Raw genomic sequence first — 16747 nt, forward strand, 5'->3', positions numbered from 1 at the left:
ACTCCTTATCGAATCTTGAGCGTGGACAGGGCCACCAGCACCAGGATCACCGTAATGATCCAGAACCGCACCACGATGCGCGGTTCGGGCCACCCCTGCAGCTCGAAGTGGTGGTGCAGGGGTGCCATGCGGAACACCCGGCGGCCGGTGAGCTTGTAGGAGGCGACCTGGATCATCACGGACAGGGTCTCCATCACGAAGATGCCGGCCATGATCACCAGCTCGATCTCCTGCCGGGCCACCACCGCCACCATTCCCAGCGCGGCCCCCAACGCCAGCGCCCCCACGTCGCCCATGAACACCTGGGCGGGGTAGGCGTTGAACCACAGGAAGCCCAGACCGCCTCCGATCAGGGATCCGCAGATCACCGCCATCTCGCCAGCCCCATCAACGTGCGGGATCTTCAGGTATTCGGCGAATCCGGTATGGCCGGTAACATAGGCGAATATGCCCAGACCGAAGGCGATCATCAGGGCCGGAAATATGGCGAGGCCGTCCAGCCCGTCGGTCAGGTTCACCGCGTTGGAGGTGCCCACCACCACCAGCACGGTGAGCGGAATGAAGACCACCCCGAGCGGGATCAGGATGTCCTTGATGAACGGCAGCGTCAGGGCCGTATCCACGGGGGAGTCGGCGATGGCGTACATGTACACCGCGGCGCTGGTGGCCACCAGCAGTTGTCCGCCGAATTTGTTGGCGGCGCCGATTCCCCGGGGATCCTGCTTGGCCAGCTTGAGGTAGTCGTCCACCAGACCGATGAGCCCGTAGGCGGCCGTGGTGAGCACCACGACCCAGACGTACCGATTGCTCAGATCGGCCCAGAGCAGCGTGGGCCCGAGCAGCGCCACCAGGATCAGGGTACCGCCCATGGTGGGCGTGCCCGCCTTGGGGAGGTGGCTCTCCGGGCCATCGTCGCGGACCGTCTGGCCGATGTTGTACCGGCTCAGCCGGGCGATCATCCACGGCCCCACCAGGAACGCCAGGGCCAGGGCGGTCAAGGTCGCCGCGATGGTCCGGAAGGTAATGAACTGGAACAGGGAAAAGCCGGGCAGATCCCCCAGTTGCTCGTACAGCAGGTGATACAGCACCTAATATTCTCCCGTAAGGCGGGCCACCAGCCGTTCCAGCCGCATGGTCCGCGACCCCTTTATTAGTACCCGGTCCCCGCTCGCCGCTTCGGTTTCCAGGATGTCTGCGACCTCCTCCCAGTGGGCCACTCGCCGGCCCCCGCCGCCGAAAGCGCATACAGCCTCGCCCGCCAGATCGCCCACTGCGAGGAGGTGATTCACGCCCACCGCCAGCGCCTGCTCGCCGGCCTGGCGGTGCAGCTCGGCCCCGGAGGCACCGAGCTCGCCCATGTCGCCCAGGACCAGCCAGGTCCGGACCGCCTCCCCGGCGAGCACGTCCAGCGCCGCGGCCAATGATGCCGGGTTGGCGTTATAGGTATCGTCCAGGACCGTAAGCCCGCCGAGGCCGGCGCGTAAATGCAGCCGTCCGGACGCCGGCACCACCGCCTCCAGACCCCGGATCACCGACGCCCGGGGAATGCCCAGGGCGGAGGCTGCCGCCGCGGCCGCCAGGGCATTGCAGGCGTTGTGCCGGCCGGGCAGCGGCAGGCGCACCTCGCCTTCGCCGTCCGGGAGCCGCAGCCAGAGCCGGCCGCCGCTTCCCGCCGCTTCCCAGGCCCCCCGCACCTCGGCCGGCGCATCCATGCCGAAACGCAGAACGGCGCCCGGGGCCGAGCGGGCCCACTGCTCGACGAAAGGCGAGTCCGCGTTCAGCACCGCCACCCCGTCGGGCCCAAGCCCCTGCAGCAGGCGGCCTTTTTCCGTCGCCACCCCCTCCAGGGATCCGAGCCCTTCCAGGTGGGCCGCGGCGGCATTGGTTATGACCGCCACGTCGGGCGCCGCCACCGGCGCCAGCCGCTCCATCTCGCCGGGCCGATTGATGCCCACTTCCACCACGGCGTAGCGGTGGTCCCGGCTCAGGCCGAACAGGGTGAGCGGCAGCCCCACCGTATTGTTGTGGTTCCCCGGCGTGGCCAGGGTCCGCGCCTCCGCGGCCCGCAGAATGGAGGCCACCATCTCCTTGACGGTGGTCTTGCCGCAGGAGCCGGTGATGGCCACCACCTCGGCGTCCGTCAGGCGGCGCCAGCCCGCGGCCAGATCCAGCAGCCCCTGGCCGGTGTCCGCCACCTCCACACGCGGCAAGGACGGCCTCTTTACGCCGGGCTCCACCAGGGCTGCGGCGGCTCCGGCGGCGTCGGCTTCGGCGAGGTGGTCATGGCCGTCGAAGCGCGCACCCCGCAAGGCGACGAACAAGGCACCCGGCCGGATGGTCCGGGTATCCGTGGACACCTCCCGGATCTCCGCCTCCCCATGCCGACGCCCCCCGGTCCATTCGGCCACCTCATCCAGATTCATCATGGCCCGCGGCTTCCCCGGGATACGCCAGCCACTGGCGGACCGCCTCCCGGTCGCTGAAGGGGATGCGGCGTCCGGCGATCTCTTGCTCCCGTTCGTGGCCCTTGCCGGCGATGATCACCGTATCCCCCGGATCCGCTGCCGCCAATGCATGCCCGATGGCCGCGCCCCGGTCGGCGATGACCGTCGGCTCGACGTCCCCCATGCCGGCGCGAATGGCCCGGATGATTTCCTCAGGGTCCTCGCCGCGTGGGTTGTCGGAGGTCAGCACCACCCGGTCGCAGTGCCGGGCCGCCACCTCACCCATGGCCGGGCGCTTGGCGGTGTCCCGTTCGCCGCCGCACCCGAATACGCACCAAAGCGCCCCCTCGGTCAGCTTCCCGGCGCCCGCCAGGGCCCGGTCCAGAGCGTCGGCGGTGTGGGCGTAATCGATCCAGACATGGGCCCCGCGCGGGGTGGTGCCCAGATTTTCCATGCGGCCCGGCACCGGCGCGGCCGAGGACAGCCGCTGTCCCGTCCTGGCCGGACTCAGGCCGAGGGCCAGCCCGGCGGCCACCGACGCGAGCAGGTTGGCCAGATTGACCCGACCCACCAGCGCGGAATGCACGGTCACCTCGCCCTTGGGCGTGGCGGCCCGCATTTCGATGCCCTCGGGCCCGCACTTCGCCTCCTTGAGGGTCACGTCTCCCCGCTCCAGCCCGTACCGCCACAGCCGCACGTCGGGCGCGACCACCGCGGCGAAGGCGTCGGCCTCCGGGTCGTCGGCATTGATGACGGCGAAGCCCAGCTCGGGACGCTCCAGGAGCCGGAGCTTGGCCGCCCGGTAGGCCTGCAGGTCCTCGTGATAGTCCAGGTGCTCGGGGGTTAGGTTGGACCAGACCGCGCCCACCAGCGTAGTCCCGGCGAGCCGGTCCTGATCCAGCGCGTGCGAGCTCGCTTCCATGGCCACCCCTGCCACCCCTTCCGTGCGCAGATGGGCCAGCCGTCCCTGCAGCGTGACCGCGTCGGGGGTGGTCTCCCCGGAAGGATGCAGCTCGCCCGGGCGTCCCCAGCCGAGCGTGCCGATGATGGCCCCGTCGCCGAGCAGGGCCGCCAGCAGCCACGTGAGGGTGGTCTTGCCGTTGGTCCCGGTGACCCCGATCACGGCCATATCCCGTGAGGGATGGTCCTGGAGGCGCGCCGCCGCCTCTCCGAGCAGCCGACGCGCCTCGGGATGGAAGACCACCGGGGCCTCCGGCGGCGTTTCCACCGGGCGCTCGGCCACTACGCCCACCGCACCGGCGGACAGGGCGTCGGCAATGTAGTCGTGGCCGTCGGCCACCGTTCCCCGCAGGGCGAAGAACAGGGAGCCGGGCCGGACCGAACGGCTGTCTGCCGTTACCGCGCTCACCATGTGCCAGCCGGCGCCCTCGGCCACCGCCTCCGGGAGCAGGCGCACCCACTTCATGACGGCTGCCCCGCGACGGCCGACTCGCCTTCCTGGCCCCGGGCTTGGCGCATGGGGACGGGGAAGTGCCTGCGCTCCTCGCGGGGGAGGGGCGGAACCTGGTTGAGGCGAAGCCCCTGAGCCATGATGCGCCGGAAAACGGGCGCGGCTACCAGCCCGCCGTAATGCTCCCCTTTGGGCTCGTCGATCATCACCACCGCCACCAACCGGGGATCGTTCACGGGCGCGAAGCCTGCGAAGGAGGCCAGGTACTTTCCTTCCAGATACCCTTCCCCGCCCGGCTTCTGGGCGGTCCCGGTCTTCCCCGCGACCCGGTATCGCTCGAGCGCCGCCCGCCCGCCGGTGCCCTCGGGGCTGACTACCATGTTCAGCATTCGCCCTATCTGCCGGGCCGTTTCACGGCTGAGCACTCGCTTTCCCGGAACGGCCTCGCTGTCCTCCACCCGGCGCAGGGTCAGCGGCAGGCGCACCCCGCCGTTCGCCAGCACCGAATACGCCCGGGCCACCTGAAGGGCGCTCGTGGCCACGCCGTGGCCGAAGCCGATGGTTGCCCGGTCGAATCGCTGCCACTGGTGGGGCATGTGCAGTATGCCCCGGGTCTCGCCCGGGAAGCCGGTACCCGGCTGGAGGCCGAAACCGAAATCGCGGAGCTGGCGCCAAAGCTGCTCATTGTCCTGCTTGAGGGCGATCTTGGCCGCGCCGATGTTGCTGGATTTCTGGATGACCTGCCGTACCGTTACCCGCCCGATGGGGTGGGTGTCATGGAGCTGGTGCCCCGATACCCGCATCAGGCCTTCTTCGCAATATACCTCGGTTTCCGGCCGCACCTTGCCCTTCTCCAGGGCCGCGGCCACGGTGAAGGGCTTGAAAATGGAGCCGGGCTCCATGGCGTCGGTGACGGCCCGGTTGCGCCGCTGGGACGGGCCCGAGCCGTCCAGGCTGTTCGGGTTGTAGGAGGGGACGTTGGCGAGGGCGACCACCTCCCCGGTATGGGGGTCCACCACCACCGCCATGCCCGCCTTCGCCTGGTAACGGGCAACCCCTTCCTTGAGCGCCTGGTAGGTAACGTACTGCAGCCGGTTGTCGATGCTGAGGAACAGGTTCTTGCCGCGCTGCACGGACTCTTCCACCCGCAGCGTGCGCATGTCCCGTCCCAACGCATCCCGCTCCACCAAGCGTTTTCCCGGCTCGCCGCTCAGGGTCCGGTCGTAGGCGAGCTCCACGCCTTCCAGGCCGTTGCCGTCCACCCCGGCGAACCCTACCACATGGGCCGCCACCTCGCCCGCCGGATAATACCGCCGGTATTCCTGCAGGGCGCCTATGCCGCTGATTCCGAGCGCGTCGACGGTCCTCGCCACCTGCGGGGGCACCTGCCGCTTGAGGTAGACGAAGGGGCCGTCCCGCTCCAGGCGCTTCCGAAGGGCGCGCGGCTCCAGATCCAGCACCCGGGCCAGGCGGCCCAGCGCGTCCTCGCCCATGGCCACCTCCGCGGGAACCGCGTAGATGGACTTCACCGGCGTGCTCACGGCCAGCGGGCTGCCGTTGCGGTCCAGGATCGCCCCCCGGATTGCCGGCACCCGCACGTGGTGCACCGCCTGGCGACGAGCCTCCTCCTGCAGGGCGGGCGCGCGCACCACCTGCATGCGGATCAGCTGGGCGCTGATACCCAGCAATCCGAGCAGGAGCAGGAGAAACGCGAATCGGCCCCGCCAGGCGAGCTTCATGGCCGGAAGTCCCAGATTTCCCCAGGCTCGGGGATGTGCATGTCATGCCGTTTTCGGGCTAGGCTTTCCACCCGGGAGCGGGCTCCCAGCGCGGCCCGCTCCAGCTGGAGGCGGCCCCATTCGGTTTCCAGGGCTCGGATCCGGTCCCGGTGGGCCTGGATGGCCAGATCCAGCTGACGGGCCTCTTCCCGGACCCATACCACCGTCAGCGCGCTCGCCAGCCCCAGGACCAGAAGGATCGCCGCCATGCCCGCCTCCCTCACGCCGCCAACCGCTCGGCCACCCGGGCTATGGCACTGCGCGCCCGGGGGTTCGCCTCCTGCTCACCCGCCTCGGGCCGCAAGGGCTTACCCACCGGGCGCAGGCGGGCCACCTTGTCGCACCGGCACACCGGAAAATCCGGCGGGCACACGCAGGAGCGGGCCTCTTCACGGATGAACCGTTTCACCATCCGGTCCTCCAGGGAGTGGAACGCGATTACCACCAGGCGCCCGCTGGGCCGGAGCACTTCCACCGCGGCGGCAAGGAAGGCCTCCAGCTCCCCCAGCTCGTCGTTGACGGCCATGCGGATGGCCTGAAAGGTCCGGGTGGCCTTGTCCTTGCCCGGCTCCCCGCGTCCCGGCACGGCGCTGCGCACCACCTCCGCCAGCCCGGTGGTGGTGGCCAGCCCCGTCTGCTCCCGAGCCGCGATAATGGCCCGGGCCACCCGGCGAGCGTGTCGCTCCTCCCCGTATTCCCGGAGCACCCGTTCCAGCTCTCCGGAATCCACCCCGCGCAGCCATTCGGCGGCGCTCGCTCCGGTCCCGGGGTCCATGCGCATATCCAATGGGCCTTCCCCCCGGAAGCTGAATCCCCGGTGCGGATCATCGAGCTGCGGGGAGGAAACCCCCAGATCCGCCAGGACGCCGTCGACGCCGTCAGGCCAGCCCGCTTCCGCCACCGCTTCCGCGAGCCGGGAGAAGGGATAGCGGTCGATCCGGAACCTCGGATCGGCACCGAATAGCGAGCGGCCGTGATCCACGGCTTCGGGGTCCCGGTCGAGCGCCAGGAGACGGCCCTCCCCGCCGAGCCTTTCCAGGATCCGCGCCGAATGGCCGCCGCGCCCGAAGGTGGCGTCCACCAGACGACGACCCGGCCCGGGAAGCAGCGCCTCCACGGCGGCCTCCGCGAGGACCGGGAGATGTTCCCCATGATCCGCCGTCATTACGCCATGGTTCCTCCGTCGTACGGCTGGAACGCCTCACAATCCCAGCTCGGCCAGGACCTCCATGGCGCCTTCCATGGAATCCAGGCACTGCTGTTGCTGCTGGGACCACTGTTCCTGGTCCCAGAGCTCGAACTTCTTGATCTGCCCCGCCACCACCACCTCCCGCTGGAGGCCCGCGAAGCTCCGCAGATTCTGGGGCAGCAAGATTCGGCCCTGGCGGTCCAGCTCGCACTCCACCGCGTTTCCCACCAGGAACCGCTCTAGCTGACGCACTTCACGGCGCAGCATGGACATCTCGCCGAGCCGGGCTTCGATGCGCTCCCATTCCGGAAAGGGGTAGGCGGCCAGGCAGCGGTCCGGGTCCACGGTAACCACCACCTGGCCGTCGCTGTGGGACTCCAGCAGCTCCCTATACTTGGACGGAATGGACAAACGCCCCTTCTCGTCCATCGTATGTTCGAAGGTCCCACGGAACATTGTCCCACCTTACCCCACGGCATCCCACTCTGTCCCCTCAAGCGAACTCTATTAAGGGGGCACCCCCCCGTCAAGGAAATTCCCCCTCGGAAATAGGGGCCTTATGGACGTCCGGGCCGGGTGCGGACACGAAAAAAGCCCGCCTTATGGCGGGCTTTCGCGGCAAAGCGATGCTTGCTGGACAAAAAGAAATCGGGGTGGACCTGTAAGCCGGGTTCTGTCCCCGCCGCAATGGCTCGCGGCGAGCGGAGATCATTCATCTGGGACGGCCGTCACCGACCGCCTCAAGCAGCCTACCCGGGAGCGACGCGGGCCACGCCCATGCTCCCCTATTCGGCCTTGCTCCGGATGGGGTTTACCGTGCCGCCGCCGTTACCGACGGCGCGGTGCGCTCTTACCGCACCCTTTCACCCTTACCCGCCGCCGTTCCACACGGTCCCGACGGCGGGCGGTCTGCTTTCTGTGGCACTTTCCCGGGGTTACCCCCGCCGGGCGTTACCCGGCATCCTGCCCTGTGGAGCCCGGACTTTCCTCCCGCCAGCGCATGGCGAGCGATCTCCCGGTCCACCCCGACATGATCGCAAGGCCGGCGACGCCGACCTACTTGATCACTTTCAGATGACTGGCGCGCCTGGAGCCTTCGCCCTCTTCCTTTTCGGGCTCTTCGGACGCGGTTTCCGTATCCTCGGCGACGTCCTCGGCCTGCGTCTCTTCGTCCCCGCTTTCCTGGACCGGAAACAGCCAGGCAAGCACCGCGGCCTGCTGCTCGGGATCGAAGACCTGGACAACGGCGGACCAGGGGACAACGCAGTTGAAGGCACGGCCGCCGAAACGGGTGGACACCTCGATTCCCCATTCATTGACCACGGGCACCTGCGTGACCATGTTCAGGGCGAGGGTGCAGCTGTCCCTGTCCAGATACTCCGGCGGAAGCGCCGAAGCCTCCTCGCCCACCGAGGGAACCACATGGACGAAGCAACGCCCCTGCCGCTCCAGGAGTGCCTCCACCATCAAACGCTTCATCTCGGCGATTTTGTCCGCCATTTCTCCCTCCGGCCGATTTCAGTCCGCGCCCCGGAACCCCGGGGGGCGACCAGCGGCTCTGGATATTGGGCTCGCACCCTTGCGTGAAGTTCCCCGCCCCGGTTAACCGGAGCCCTCGTGCCGCGGCCCCGCGTGGGGCACCAGCGGGCTCGTCACTCGCCGTCCAGCGGCCGCTCCGCCTTGGGAGTGCGCTGCATCAGGCTACGCACCGCCCGCCGGGGGTCCTCGCCCTCGCAGAGGACCCGGTAGACCTGTTCGGTAATGGGCATATCCACGCCGAGCCCGGCGGCCTTGCCGTGAAGGGCCCGGGCGGCCCGGACCCCCTCAGCGCGCCGCCACAGCGCGGGGGAGACCCGGTCCACCGGGGTCCCCTGGCCCAGCACCTCACCCAGCTGATGGTTCCGCGAGAGCGGCCCGGTACAGGTGAGCACCAAGTCTCCCAGTCCGGTCAGACCGGCGAAGGTCTCCGCGTGGCCGCCCATGGCCACCCCGAGCCGGCTCATCTCGGCGAGTCCCCGCGTGATGAGGGCGGCGCGGGCGTTGTAGCCGAGCCCCATGCCGTCGGCGATGCCGGCGGCGATGGCGATGACGTTCTTCACCGCCCCGCCGAGCTCAACGCCCACCGGATCGTCGCTGGTGTACACCCGCAGGGGATCGCAGCGAAACCAAGCCGCCACCTTCTCCGCCCGCTGGGCGTCGGGCTGGGCCACGGTGATGGCGGTGGGCAGGCCCCGCCCCACCTCGTCGGCGAAGCTGGGCCCTGACAGGATGGCCCATCCACCCAGGCGGTCGCCCAGGACCTCCACCAGGACCTCGTGCATGAGCTTTCCGGAGCCTTCCTCCAGGCCCTTGGTGGCACAGGCCGCCCAAGTCCCGCCGTCCACGTACGGCTTCAGGGCGCCGGCCACCTCCCGCAGGGCGGCGCTGGGCACCGCCAGAACGAGACTCGGGACCCCGGCCACCCGGGAGAGGTCGGCGGAAACGGTCACTCCGTCCGGGAGGGGCACGCCGGGGAGATAGGCCTCGTTCTCCCGGGCCTGCTGCGCGGCGGCCGCACGCTCCTGGTCGCGATCCCAGAGAAGCACCTCGAAGCCACAGCGCGCCAGGTGGATCGCCAGGGCGGTCCCCCAGGCGCCGGCCCCCATGACCGCCGCCTTCGCCAACGCTCAGTCCCCCCAGACAAGCGGGGCGTAGACCCAGCCCTCGTCCCCGTCGGCATGCCGCACGTGGACCCAGCTCCCCTGCTGGCCCAGGTAAGTGAGCAGGACATGGCGCTCCGCCTGGAAGGCGATGTCGTGGTCGGTTCCCGGGCCCGCCCGGACGTTCACCAGCTTCCGGGTCACGAGCACGGTCCGCCGATCGGACAGCAGCTTCTCCGACACCCAGGCGACATCGCCCTCGTAGTCCTTGACCTTGGCCCAGCCGTCCCGGGTCTCGACCACCTGCAGGGGGTAGCCGTAGCTGACCACCCACCGCCGGGGCTGGTCGGTGCCCGGCCCGGCGCGCAGATTCACTTTCCCGGCGTCGATGGATTTATAGGTGGCGGCCTGGGCGGTGCCGACCGCCGCCAGCAGAGCCACCACCAAGCCCACGGCCAGGGGGGTCCGCCGACCACCCACGGTCAGTGCTCCCCGCCTTCACCCGCCTGCTGCTGGCGGGACTGCTCATAGAGCGCCTGGAAGTTCACGGGGTCGAGCAGCAGCTGCTGGAATCCGCCACGGGCCACCACGCTGGAGATGGCCTCCCGCGCGTAGGGGAACAGGATGGTGGGACAGTTGATTCCCATGAGCTGCTCGAGCTGCTCATCGGGGATTCCGGAGACCCGGAACAGGCCCGCCTGCTGCACTTCGGCGATGAACACCGTCTTGTCCTCGTGGGTAGAGCGGACGGTAACAGTGAGCACCGACTCCATGTGGCCCTGGTCGCTGACCATGCGGCCCTGGGTGCCCAGCTCAACGTTCACCTGCGGCTGGCCCTGCTGGGCAAACATCTCCGGGACGTTCGGAGACTCGAAGGAGAGGTCCTTGATGTAGACCCGCTCCAAGGCAAAGACCGGCTGCTCCTCCGGGGCGCCCTGCTGTTCACTCATACCTGCTCCCGTCCCCTGTATTCCGTGTTCACCTGTTATCGGGCGCTCCCCGTATGGAGGCCCGCTCCTATTCCGAGGCGGCCTCAGCCAGCAAGGGGTCGAGGCCGCCCGCATCGTCGAGGGCCTTCAGCTCATCGAAGCCGCCGATATGCCGGCCGTTGATGAAGATCTGCGGCACGGTGTGCCGTCCGCCCGCGCGCTCCCGCATGCGCGCCCGCTCCTCCGTATGCACGTCCACCATGGTCTTCTCCGCTTCCACCCCCTTGGAGCGCAAAAGCGCATTGGCCATATTGCAGAAGGGGCAGATCCGGGTAGCGTACATCTCGACTCTGGCCATGCTCGTCCCTCTTGAAAATCACTTCTCGAGCGGCATGCCCGACTGCTGCCAGGCCATGGTCCCGCCGCTCAGGTTGTAAACCGACGGGAACCCGGCCTTCCGGAGCTGCACGGCCGCGGTTGCCGAGCGGGTCCCGGAGCGGCAGACCACCACCACGGGGGCCCCGGACTCCTTGATCGGCTCCAGCTCGTCCATCCGGCCGGAGAGCTGCCCGAGGGGCGCGTGCACCGCTCCGGATATATGGCCCTGCTGCCATTCCCGGTCCTCGCGCACATCCACCACCCGGGCGTTGTCATGATTGATCAGGCGTACGGCCCCGGCGGGGTCCACCGAACCGACGCCGCCCAGGCGCAGGGTCAGCGGACCCTTCAGTAGGAGCACCGCCATTACGCCCAGTCCCGCCACCAGCAGCCAATTCTCTTGCAGGAATTCTATCATTCATGCCTTCCCATTCAGCCGTCCGGACCCGTCATTTCCGGCGGGCGGCGGCCCGGTACTTGTACAGATCCTCCAGCGAGCTCTCCTGGCGGCCGATGTAGGTGGGAACCACCGCCTCCAGGGTCCGGGGCTCCACCCCGAAGATCTCCGGGAAAGGCTCGGAGCAGGTATTGTCCTCCGACAGGCTCAACAGCTGGTCGCGCGTCAACGGCTTTCCGGGTACCCGCTCCAGGAAGGCGGCCTGCACCCAGGAAAGCCACTCGGGCACCGGCCATACCTGCCTCTGAACCCCTTCCAGCCGGGCGATGAAGCGCACCAGATCGGCGAAGGTGTACTCGTGGGGCCCGCAGAGGGCATAGGTCTGGCCGTAGGTGCGGGGATCCCCGAGGGCCTTGGCGAAGACCTCGGCCACGTCCTCCACCCAGACGGGGGCGAACCGGGTCTCCCCGCGCGGCAGCGGGAAGACCACCGGAATCCGGCGCACCAGCTTGGCGAAGCGGGTAAAGAAGCCGTCCCCTTCCCCGAAGATGATGCTCGGCTCGAAGATGGTCACGTCCAGCCCCTCGCCCCGGGTCATCTTGGGGCCGTTCAGCCAGGCTTCGCCGCCGTCCTCCCCGACCTCACTGGCTTCCCGTAGGATCTGGGCGCCCAGGCCCTTGGAGCGCTGGTACTGGCTGGGGGCGAGCGGATCCGCGCCGTTGGCGCTCATGTGCAGCACGCGACGGATACCGGCCTGCTTGGCGGCCTTCACCACCAGCCGGGGCAGCTCCACGTGCACGGCATGGAAATCGCCCCGCCGCTCCAGGGGATAGTCCTGACGCCCCGGGCGTTTTTCGGTCAAGGTGCCCACCAGGTTGATGACGGCGTCGGCGCCCTCCAGATGCCGGTCCAGATCCGCCCTCCGCAGCGGGTTTCCCTCCACCACCTCGACGCCGGGCATGACGCGCATATCCCGGTTGCGGGCGATGTCGCGGGTGACCACCCGGGCCTTGTAGCCGTGTTTGTGGAGCCGGTGGACCACATGTCGGCCCACGAACCCACTTCCCCCCAGCACACAGACCCGCTCGATGCTCATCCGTTTCTCCCCAGGCTTTCACGCTTGATCTATTGGTCGGAGCCCGTACCAGACCGGGACCCATCAGGAGGGCGCAGGAAAGCCCCGATCCCGGGGCCCTTTATCCCCTGCTCAAAGGGGGTTTATTCTCAAATGGGGCATCCCTCCCGTCAAGGAGGCCCGGCATCCCCCTTCACCGCCTCAGCACATTCCGGGAGGAGCGGCATGGTGATGGAATCGATCAACCCGGCCACCGAAGAAGTCCTGGACGTCTTCGAGGAGCTCACCGACCAGCAGCTGGAGACCGCCCTGGAAGCCAGCCGTCAGGGACATGAAGCCTGGGCCCGGGCCTCTTTCTCCCATCGCCGCCAGGTCCTGGAACAGGCCGGCCGGCTGTTGCGGCAAGAGGCGGACGCCCATGCGCGCATGATCACCCGGGAAATGGGCAAGCCCGTGGGCGAGGCCCGGGGCGAGGTGGAGAAGTGCGCCTGGGCCTGCGACTACTACGCGGAGCAGGGGGAGCGCTTCCTCGCCCCCGAGCCGGTGGATACCGACGCCAGCCGGAGCTACGTCCGCTACGCCCCCCTGGGACCGGTCCTGGCTGTCATGCCCTGGAACTTTCCCTTCTGGCAGGTGTTCCGCGCCGCGGCACCCACCCTGATGGCGGGCAACGCCATGCTGCTCAAGCACGCCTCCAACGTGCCCGCCTGCGCCGCCGCCATCGAGGGCATCCTGGCGGAAGCGGGCCTGCCGCAGGGCGTCTTTCAGAACCTGCCCATCGGGTCCGGGCGCGTGGAAGGGGTGATCAACGATCCCCGCGTGCGGGCGGTCACCCTCACCGGCAGCGAAACGGCAGGGCGCAAGGTGGCCGCTGCGGCCGGATCGGCCCTGAAGAAGACCGTGCTGGAGCTCGGCGGCTCCGACCCCTTCCTCGTTCTTGAGGACGCCGACCTGGACGAGGCCGCGCGGTTGGCGGCCACTGCCCGCAACATCAACAGCGGGCAGAGCTGCATTGCCGCCAAGCGCTTCATCGTCGTCGACACGGTGGCCGACGCCTTCGTGGAGCGACTGCGGGCCCGGCTGGCGGAGCTGCCCGTGGGCGACCCCACCGCACCCGAGACGCGCATCGGCCCTCAGGCGCGCGGCGACCTCCGGGACACCCTGCACCGCCAGGTCCGGGACAGCGTCAAGGGCGGCGCGCGCCTCCTGCTGGGCGGCGAGATCCCCGGCGGCAAGGGTTTTTTCTATCCGCCCACCCTGCTCGACGGTGTCACCGAGGAGATGCCCGTGGCCCGGGAGGAGACCTTCGGTCCGGTGGCCCCGGTACTGCGGGTCCCCGACGAGGAAGCCGCCGTGGCCCTGGCCAACCACAGCCGCTACGGCCTGGGCGGGGCCGTCTGGTCCGGTGACCGTGAGCGGGCGGAGGCGGTGGGGCAGCGCCTGGACGTGGGCTGCGTGTTCATCAACGGCATGGTGAAGAGTGATCCCCGCCTGCCCTTCGGCGGCGTCAAGGCTTCCGGCTACGGCCGGGAGCTCGGGCAGCACGGCATCCGCGAGTTCACCAACATCCAATCCGTCTGGATCGGCTGAAAGACGCCCAGGCGCCCAGAAGCCAAGGCCGCAAAGCCCCGGAAGCAGCCAACTCCCGACCATCTGAATACGAGGCCACAATGGCGGCCGCCCCGTGCTTCGGCTCTTCTGGCTTGGCGCCTAGGCGTTTTCGTCTCCCCGTATTCCCTACTAAATTGGTAAGCCTTTAGACCTCCCGAAACCATTCAGGAGCCGACCATGGCCGGCGAGGCGCTAACCGAGAACCGGCTCGGAGCCTGCTCCAGCCCTTATCTTCAGCAGCACGCGGACAACCCCGTGGCTTGGCAGCCTTGGGACGAGCAGGCGCTGCGGCTGGCCCGGGACCTGGACCGGCCGATCCTGCTCTCCATCGGCTACTCGGCCTGCCACTGGTGCCACGTCATGGCCCACGAGTCCTTCGAGGATCCGGACCTTGCCGAGCAGATGAACCGGCTGTTCGTACCCATCAAGGTGGACCGCGAGGAACGGCCCGATCTGGACCAGATCTACCAGCTCGCCCACCAGCTCATGAACCGGCGTGGTGGTGGGTGGCCGCTCACTGCCTTCCTTTCCCCCGACCAGAAGCCGTTCTTTATCGCCACCTACTTCCCCAGGGAGCCCAAGTTCGGCATGCCGGGGCTCGGCGAGGTGCTGGAGAAGGTGGCGGCCTTCTACCGGGAGAACGGCGAGGCGGCAGCCCAGAACGGGGACGCCGTGGTGGACGGCCTGCGCCGCATCGCTCCGGCGGGCGGCGAGGCCCTGGACTCCCAGGTGGTGCAGCGCCTGCGCGGCGATCTGGACGGCGATTACGACCGCACCAATGGCGGCTGGGGCGGGGCACCCAAGTTCCCCCACGCGGGGGAGACGGCCTTCTGCCTGCGCCGGGAAGCGCTGGACGGCGACCGCGCCGCCGGTAGGATGGCCCTGCACGGCCTCCGGGCCATGGTGGACGGCGGCCTCTATGACCACCTCGGGGGCGGCTTCTTCCGTTACTGCGTGGATGCCCACTGGACCATCCCCCATTTCGAGAAGATGCTGTACGACAACGCCCAGCTGCTGGGTGTGCTGGGGGACGCCTACGCCCATACCGGCGAGACGCGGTTCGCGGAGGCCGCACGGGAGACCGTGGACTGGCTGGAGCGGGAAATGCGCCTCCCGCAGGGCGGCTTTCACGCCACCCTGGACGCCGACAGCGACGGCGTGGAGGGGGGCTATTACGTCTGGCCCTATGAGGAGATCGCCGAGCTCCTGGACGAAACCGAGCTGGCCGTGGCCGGGCGGGTATACAGCCTCAGCCGCAGCGGCAATTTCGAGGGCCGGAATCACCTGAAGCGGACGCGCGACCCCGAGGACGCGGCGGAGGAGTCGGACCTGACGCCGGAGCAGGCGCGCCGGGTCCTGGCCACCGCGCGGAACCGCCTGTTCCAGGCCCGACAAGAACGGGTCTATCCGGGCCGTGACGACAAGATCCTGAGCGCCTGGAACGGGCTCCTGATCGGCGGCCTCGCCCGAGCCGGGCGCGGAACCGGAGCGGCCCGCTACGGCGAGCTGGCCCGGGGCGCGGTGGATTTCCTCCGCGACAACCTCTGGATCGATGGCCGCCTGCTCGCGGTGCACAAGGACGGTACCGCGCACCAGCCCGCCTACCTGGAGGATCACGCCTTCCTGCTGAACGGCCTGCTGGATCTGCTCCGGTGGCAGTGGCGGGATACGGATCTCTCCTTCGCCCGGGACCTCGCGGAAACCCTGCTGGAACGCTTCGAGGACCCCGCCGATGGCGGGTTCTTCATGACCGCCCACGATCACGAAGCCCTGATCCATCGCCCCAAGCCGGGGCTCGACCAGTCCCTCCCCTCCGGCAACGGCGCGGCGGCCCAGGCCCTGCTGGAGCTGGGCCACCTCCTCGGAGCCCCCCGCTACCTAGAAGCCGCCGAGCGAACCCTCCGGCTGTTCATGCCGGAAATGAAGGCCCATCCCGGGGCCTATGTCGCGCTCATTACCGCCCTGGAGGAGGCCGTGGCGCCGCCCACCCTGGTGACGTTGCGGGGCGGGGAAACCGCCCGGGAATGGCAGGCGGCCGCGCAATCGGGCTATCATCCCCGGCGCCGGATCTATTGCATCCCCGATGGGGCACGCGACCTGCCGGGGGCTTTGGCGGAGCGCATCAATCGCGCCGAAGTAACCGCTTACATTTGCCGCGGCACCGAGTGCTCCGCTCCCATAACCGAATGGTCCGCCTTCGAGCAGGCCCTCGCCGGGGAGGCATAGGTAGCCGGGAAGCGCGAGAAAACACCGAGGCACCAAGAAATCGAGGAAACAGGATACCCGAGGCTTCCTGAACGAGGAGCGGTCCAATCCGCTTGGGGGCGATCACCCCTCCAGGCCGTCCAACCGGGGCCCGCGGATGGGCGCTCAGGGGGCTGCTTCTCGGTTCTTGGCTCCTCGGCGCCTCGCCGGTTTTCGCTCCGTGCCCTTTTTCTCTTTCTCCAGGAGGACGCAAATGGCCAAGGCCCTCAAGGATTTCGTCACCGAGGCGCGCAGCCGCATCCGGGAAGTGGATCCCGATACCGCCGAGGAGATGCTGGAAGAGCGGGAGGGCGTGATGATCCTGGATGTCCGGGAGCCCGATGAATTCGAGATGGGCCATATCCCGGGAGCCGTGAACGTCCCCCGCGGCACGCTGGAATCGGCGGCCGACCCCGACTACAAGAACCCTCACCGCGAGCTCTGCCGGGCGCGGGAGCGGCCGATCCTGCTCTACTGCAAATCCGGCGGGCGCAGTGCCATGGCCACGGCCACTTTGCAGGACATGGGCTTCGAGGAGGTCTACAACATAGCCGGGGGGGCCGCCGTTTGGCTCGGTGACGACTGCACCTGGGAGGGGGCCCTCAAGGAGGACGTCTGAACCGGCGACGAACGGCGGCGGACGGGCGAATCC

At 69.0% G+C, this 16747-nt stretch carries 17 protein-coding genes and 1 other RNA gene; 3 read left to right on the top strand and 15 right to left on the bottom strand.

All coding sequences use genetic code 11. The annotated features are described in order from the left end of the window. Positions 1-5: 5 nt before the first annotated feature. From mraY to ACERLL_RS11400, 15 genes are all read right to left on the bottom strand, one after another. The gene (mraY, locus tag ACERLL_RS11330) at positions 6-1088 is read right to left on the bottom strand and encodes a phospho-N-acetylmuramoyl-pentapeptide-transferase (protein ID WP_373656208.1); all 1083 of its coding nucleotides are present in this window, start codon (positions 1086-1088) and stop codon (positions 6-8) included. Next, the gene (locus ACERLL_RS11335) at positions 1089-2426 is read right to left on the bottom strand and encodes a UDP-N-acetylmuramoyl-tripeptide--D-alanyl-D-alanine ligase (RefSeq protein ID WP_373656209.1); all 1338 of its coding nucleotides are present in this window, start codon (positions 2424-2426) and stop codon (positions 1089-1091) included. After that, positions 2410-3870: a UDP-N-acetylmuramoyl-L-alanyl-D-glutamate--2,6-diaminopimelate ligase gene (locus ACERLL_RS11340; protein ID WP_373656210.1), complete on the bottom strand. Its 1461-nt coding sequence runs from the start codon at positions 3868-3870 to the stop codon at positions 2410-2412. Before ACERLL_RS11340 ends, ACERLL_RS11335 begins: the two co-directional genes overlap by 17 nt. Continuing rightward, complete coding sequence (locus tag ACERLL_RS11345; protein WP_373656211.1) at positions 3867-5594, bottom strand: peptidoglycan D,D-transpeptidase FtsI family protein; 1728 nt, start codon at positions 5592-5594, stop codon at positions 3867-3869. Before ACERLL_RS11345 ends, ACERLL_RS11340 begins: the two co-directional genes overlap by 4 nt. Further along, the gene (gene ftsL, locus ACERLL_RS11350; RefSeq protein ID WP_373656212.1) at positions 5591-5842 is read right to left on the bottom strand and encodes a cell division protein FtsL; all 252 of its coding nucleotides are present in this window, start codon (positions 5840-5842) and stop codon (positions 5591-5593) included. The genes ACERLL_RS11345 and ftsL overlap by 4 nt, the downstream gene beginning before the upstream one ends. A gap of 11 nt (positions 5843-5853) precedes the next feature. Continuing rightward, complete coding sequence (gene rsmH / locus ACERLL_RS11355; RefSeq protein WP_373656213.1) at positions 5854-6798, bottom strand: 16S rRNA (cytosine(1402)-N(4))-methyltransferase RsmH; 945 nt, start codon at positions 6796-6798, stop codon at positions 5854-5856. Between the two features lie 36 nt (positions 6799-6834). Beyond that, on the bottom strand, positions 6835-7278 hold the full coding sequence (mraZ, locus tag ACERLL_RS11360) for a division/cell wall cluster transcriptional repressor MraZ (RefSeq protein WP_373656214.1): 444 nt from the start codon (positions 7276-7278) through the stop codon (positions 6835-6837). Positions 7279-7468: 190 nt separating this feature from the next. After that, positions 7469-7849, bottom strand: an RNA gene (gene rnpB / locus ACERLL_RS11365) — RNase P RNA component class A. A 29-nt stretch (positions 7850-7878) separates the two neighbouring features. Continuing rightward, the gene (locus ACERLL_RS11370; RefSeq protein WP_373656215.1) at positions 7879-8322 is read right to left on the bottom strand and encodes a ClpXP protease specificity-enhancing factor SspB; all 444 of its coding nucleotides are present in this window, start codon (positions 8320-8322) and stop codon (positions 7879-7881) included. Between the two features lie 152 nt (positions 8323-8474). Next, complete coding sequence (locus ACERLL_RS11375) at positions 8475-9485, bottom strand: NAD(P)H-dependent glycerol-3-phosphate dehydrogenase (RefSeq protein ID WP_373656216.1); 1011 nt, start codon at positions 9483-9485, stop codon at positions 8475-8477. A gap of 3 nt (positions 9486-9488) precedes the next feature. After that, positions 9489-9941: an SH3 domain-containing protein gene (locus ACERLL_RS11380; protein ID WP_373656217.1), complete on the bottom strand. Its 453-nt coding sequence runs from the start codon at positions 9939-9941 to the stop codon at positions 9489-9491. A gap of 2 nt (positions 9942-9943) precedes the next feature. Next, positions 9944-10411 carry a protein-export chaperone SecB gene (gene secB / locus ACERLL_RS11385; RefSeq protein ID WP_373656218.1) on the bottom strand — a complete coding sequence of 156 codons (468 nt, stop codon included), beginning with the start codon at positions 10409-10411 and terminating at the stop codon, positions 9944-9946. A 67-nt stretch (positions 10412-10478) separates the two neighbouring features. Then, entirely contained in the window at positions 10479-10748 is a 270-nt protein-coding gene (grxC, locus tag ACERLL_RS11390) for a glutaredoxin 3 (RefSeq protein WP_373656219.1), read from the bottom strand. Positions 10749-10766: 18 nt separating this feature from the next. Then, on the bottom strand, positions 10767-11186 hold the full coding sequence (locus tag ACERLL_RS11395; RefSeq protein ID WP_373656220.1) for a rhodanese-like domain-containing protein: 420 nt from the start codon (positions 11184-11186) through the stop codon (positions 10767-10769). A gap of 31 nt (positions 11187-11217) precedes the next feature. Then, positions 11218-12261, bottom strand: coding sequence for a complex I NDUFA9 subunit family protein (locus ACERLL_RS11400; RefSeq protein ID WP_373656221.1), 1044 nt, complete (start codon positions 12259-12261; stop codon positions 11218-11220). Positions 12262-12465: 204 nt separating this feature from the next. On the opposite strand from ACERLL_RS11400, the gene ACERLL_RS11405 reads away from it, so the two are divergent. The 3 genes from ACERLL_RS11405 (at position 12466) to ACERLL_RS11415 (ending at position 16714) form a co-directional block, all read left to right on the top strand. After that, a complete protein-coding gene (locus ACERLL_RS11405; RefSeq protein ID WP_373656222.1) occupies positions 12466-13830 on the top strand; it encodes an NAD-dependent succinate-semialdehyde dehydrogenase in 1365 nt (454 codons plus the stop codon). A gap of 198 nt (positions 13831-14028) precedes the next feature. Next, positions 14029-16077: a thioredoxin domain-containing protein gene (locus ACERLL_RS11410; RefSeq protein ID WP_373656223.1), complete on the top strand. Its 2049-nt coding sequence runs from the start codon at positions 14029-14031 to the stop codon at positions 16075-16077. Between the two features lie 232 nt (positions 16078-16309). After that, complete coding sequence (locus ACERLL_RS11415) at positions 16310-16714, top strand: rhodanese-like domain-containing protein (RefSeq protein ID WP_373656224.1); 405 nt, start codon at positions 16310-16312, stop codon at positions 16712-16714. Positions 16715-16747 lie beyond the last annotated feature (33 nt).

It is taken from the genome of Thiohalorhabdus sp. Cl-TMA (assembly GCF_041821045.1).
GTDB lineage: Bacteria > Pseudomonadota > Gammaproteobacteria > Thiohalorhabdales > Thiohalorhabdaceae > Thiohalorhabdus > Thiohalorhabdus methylotropha.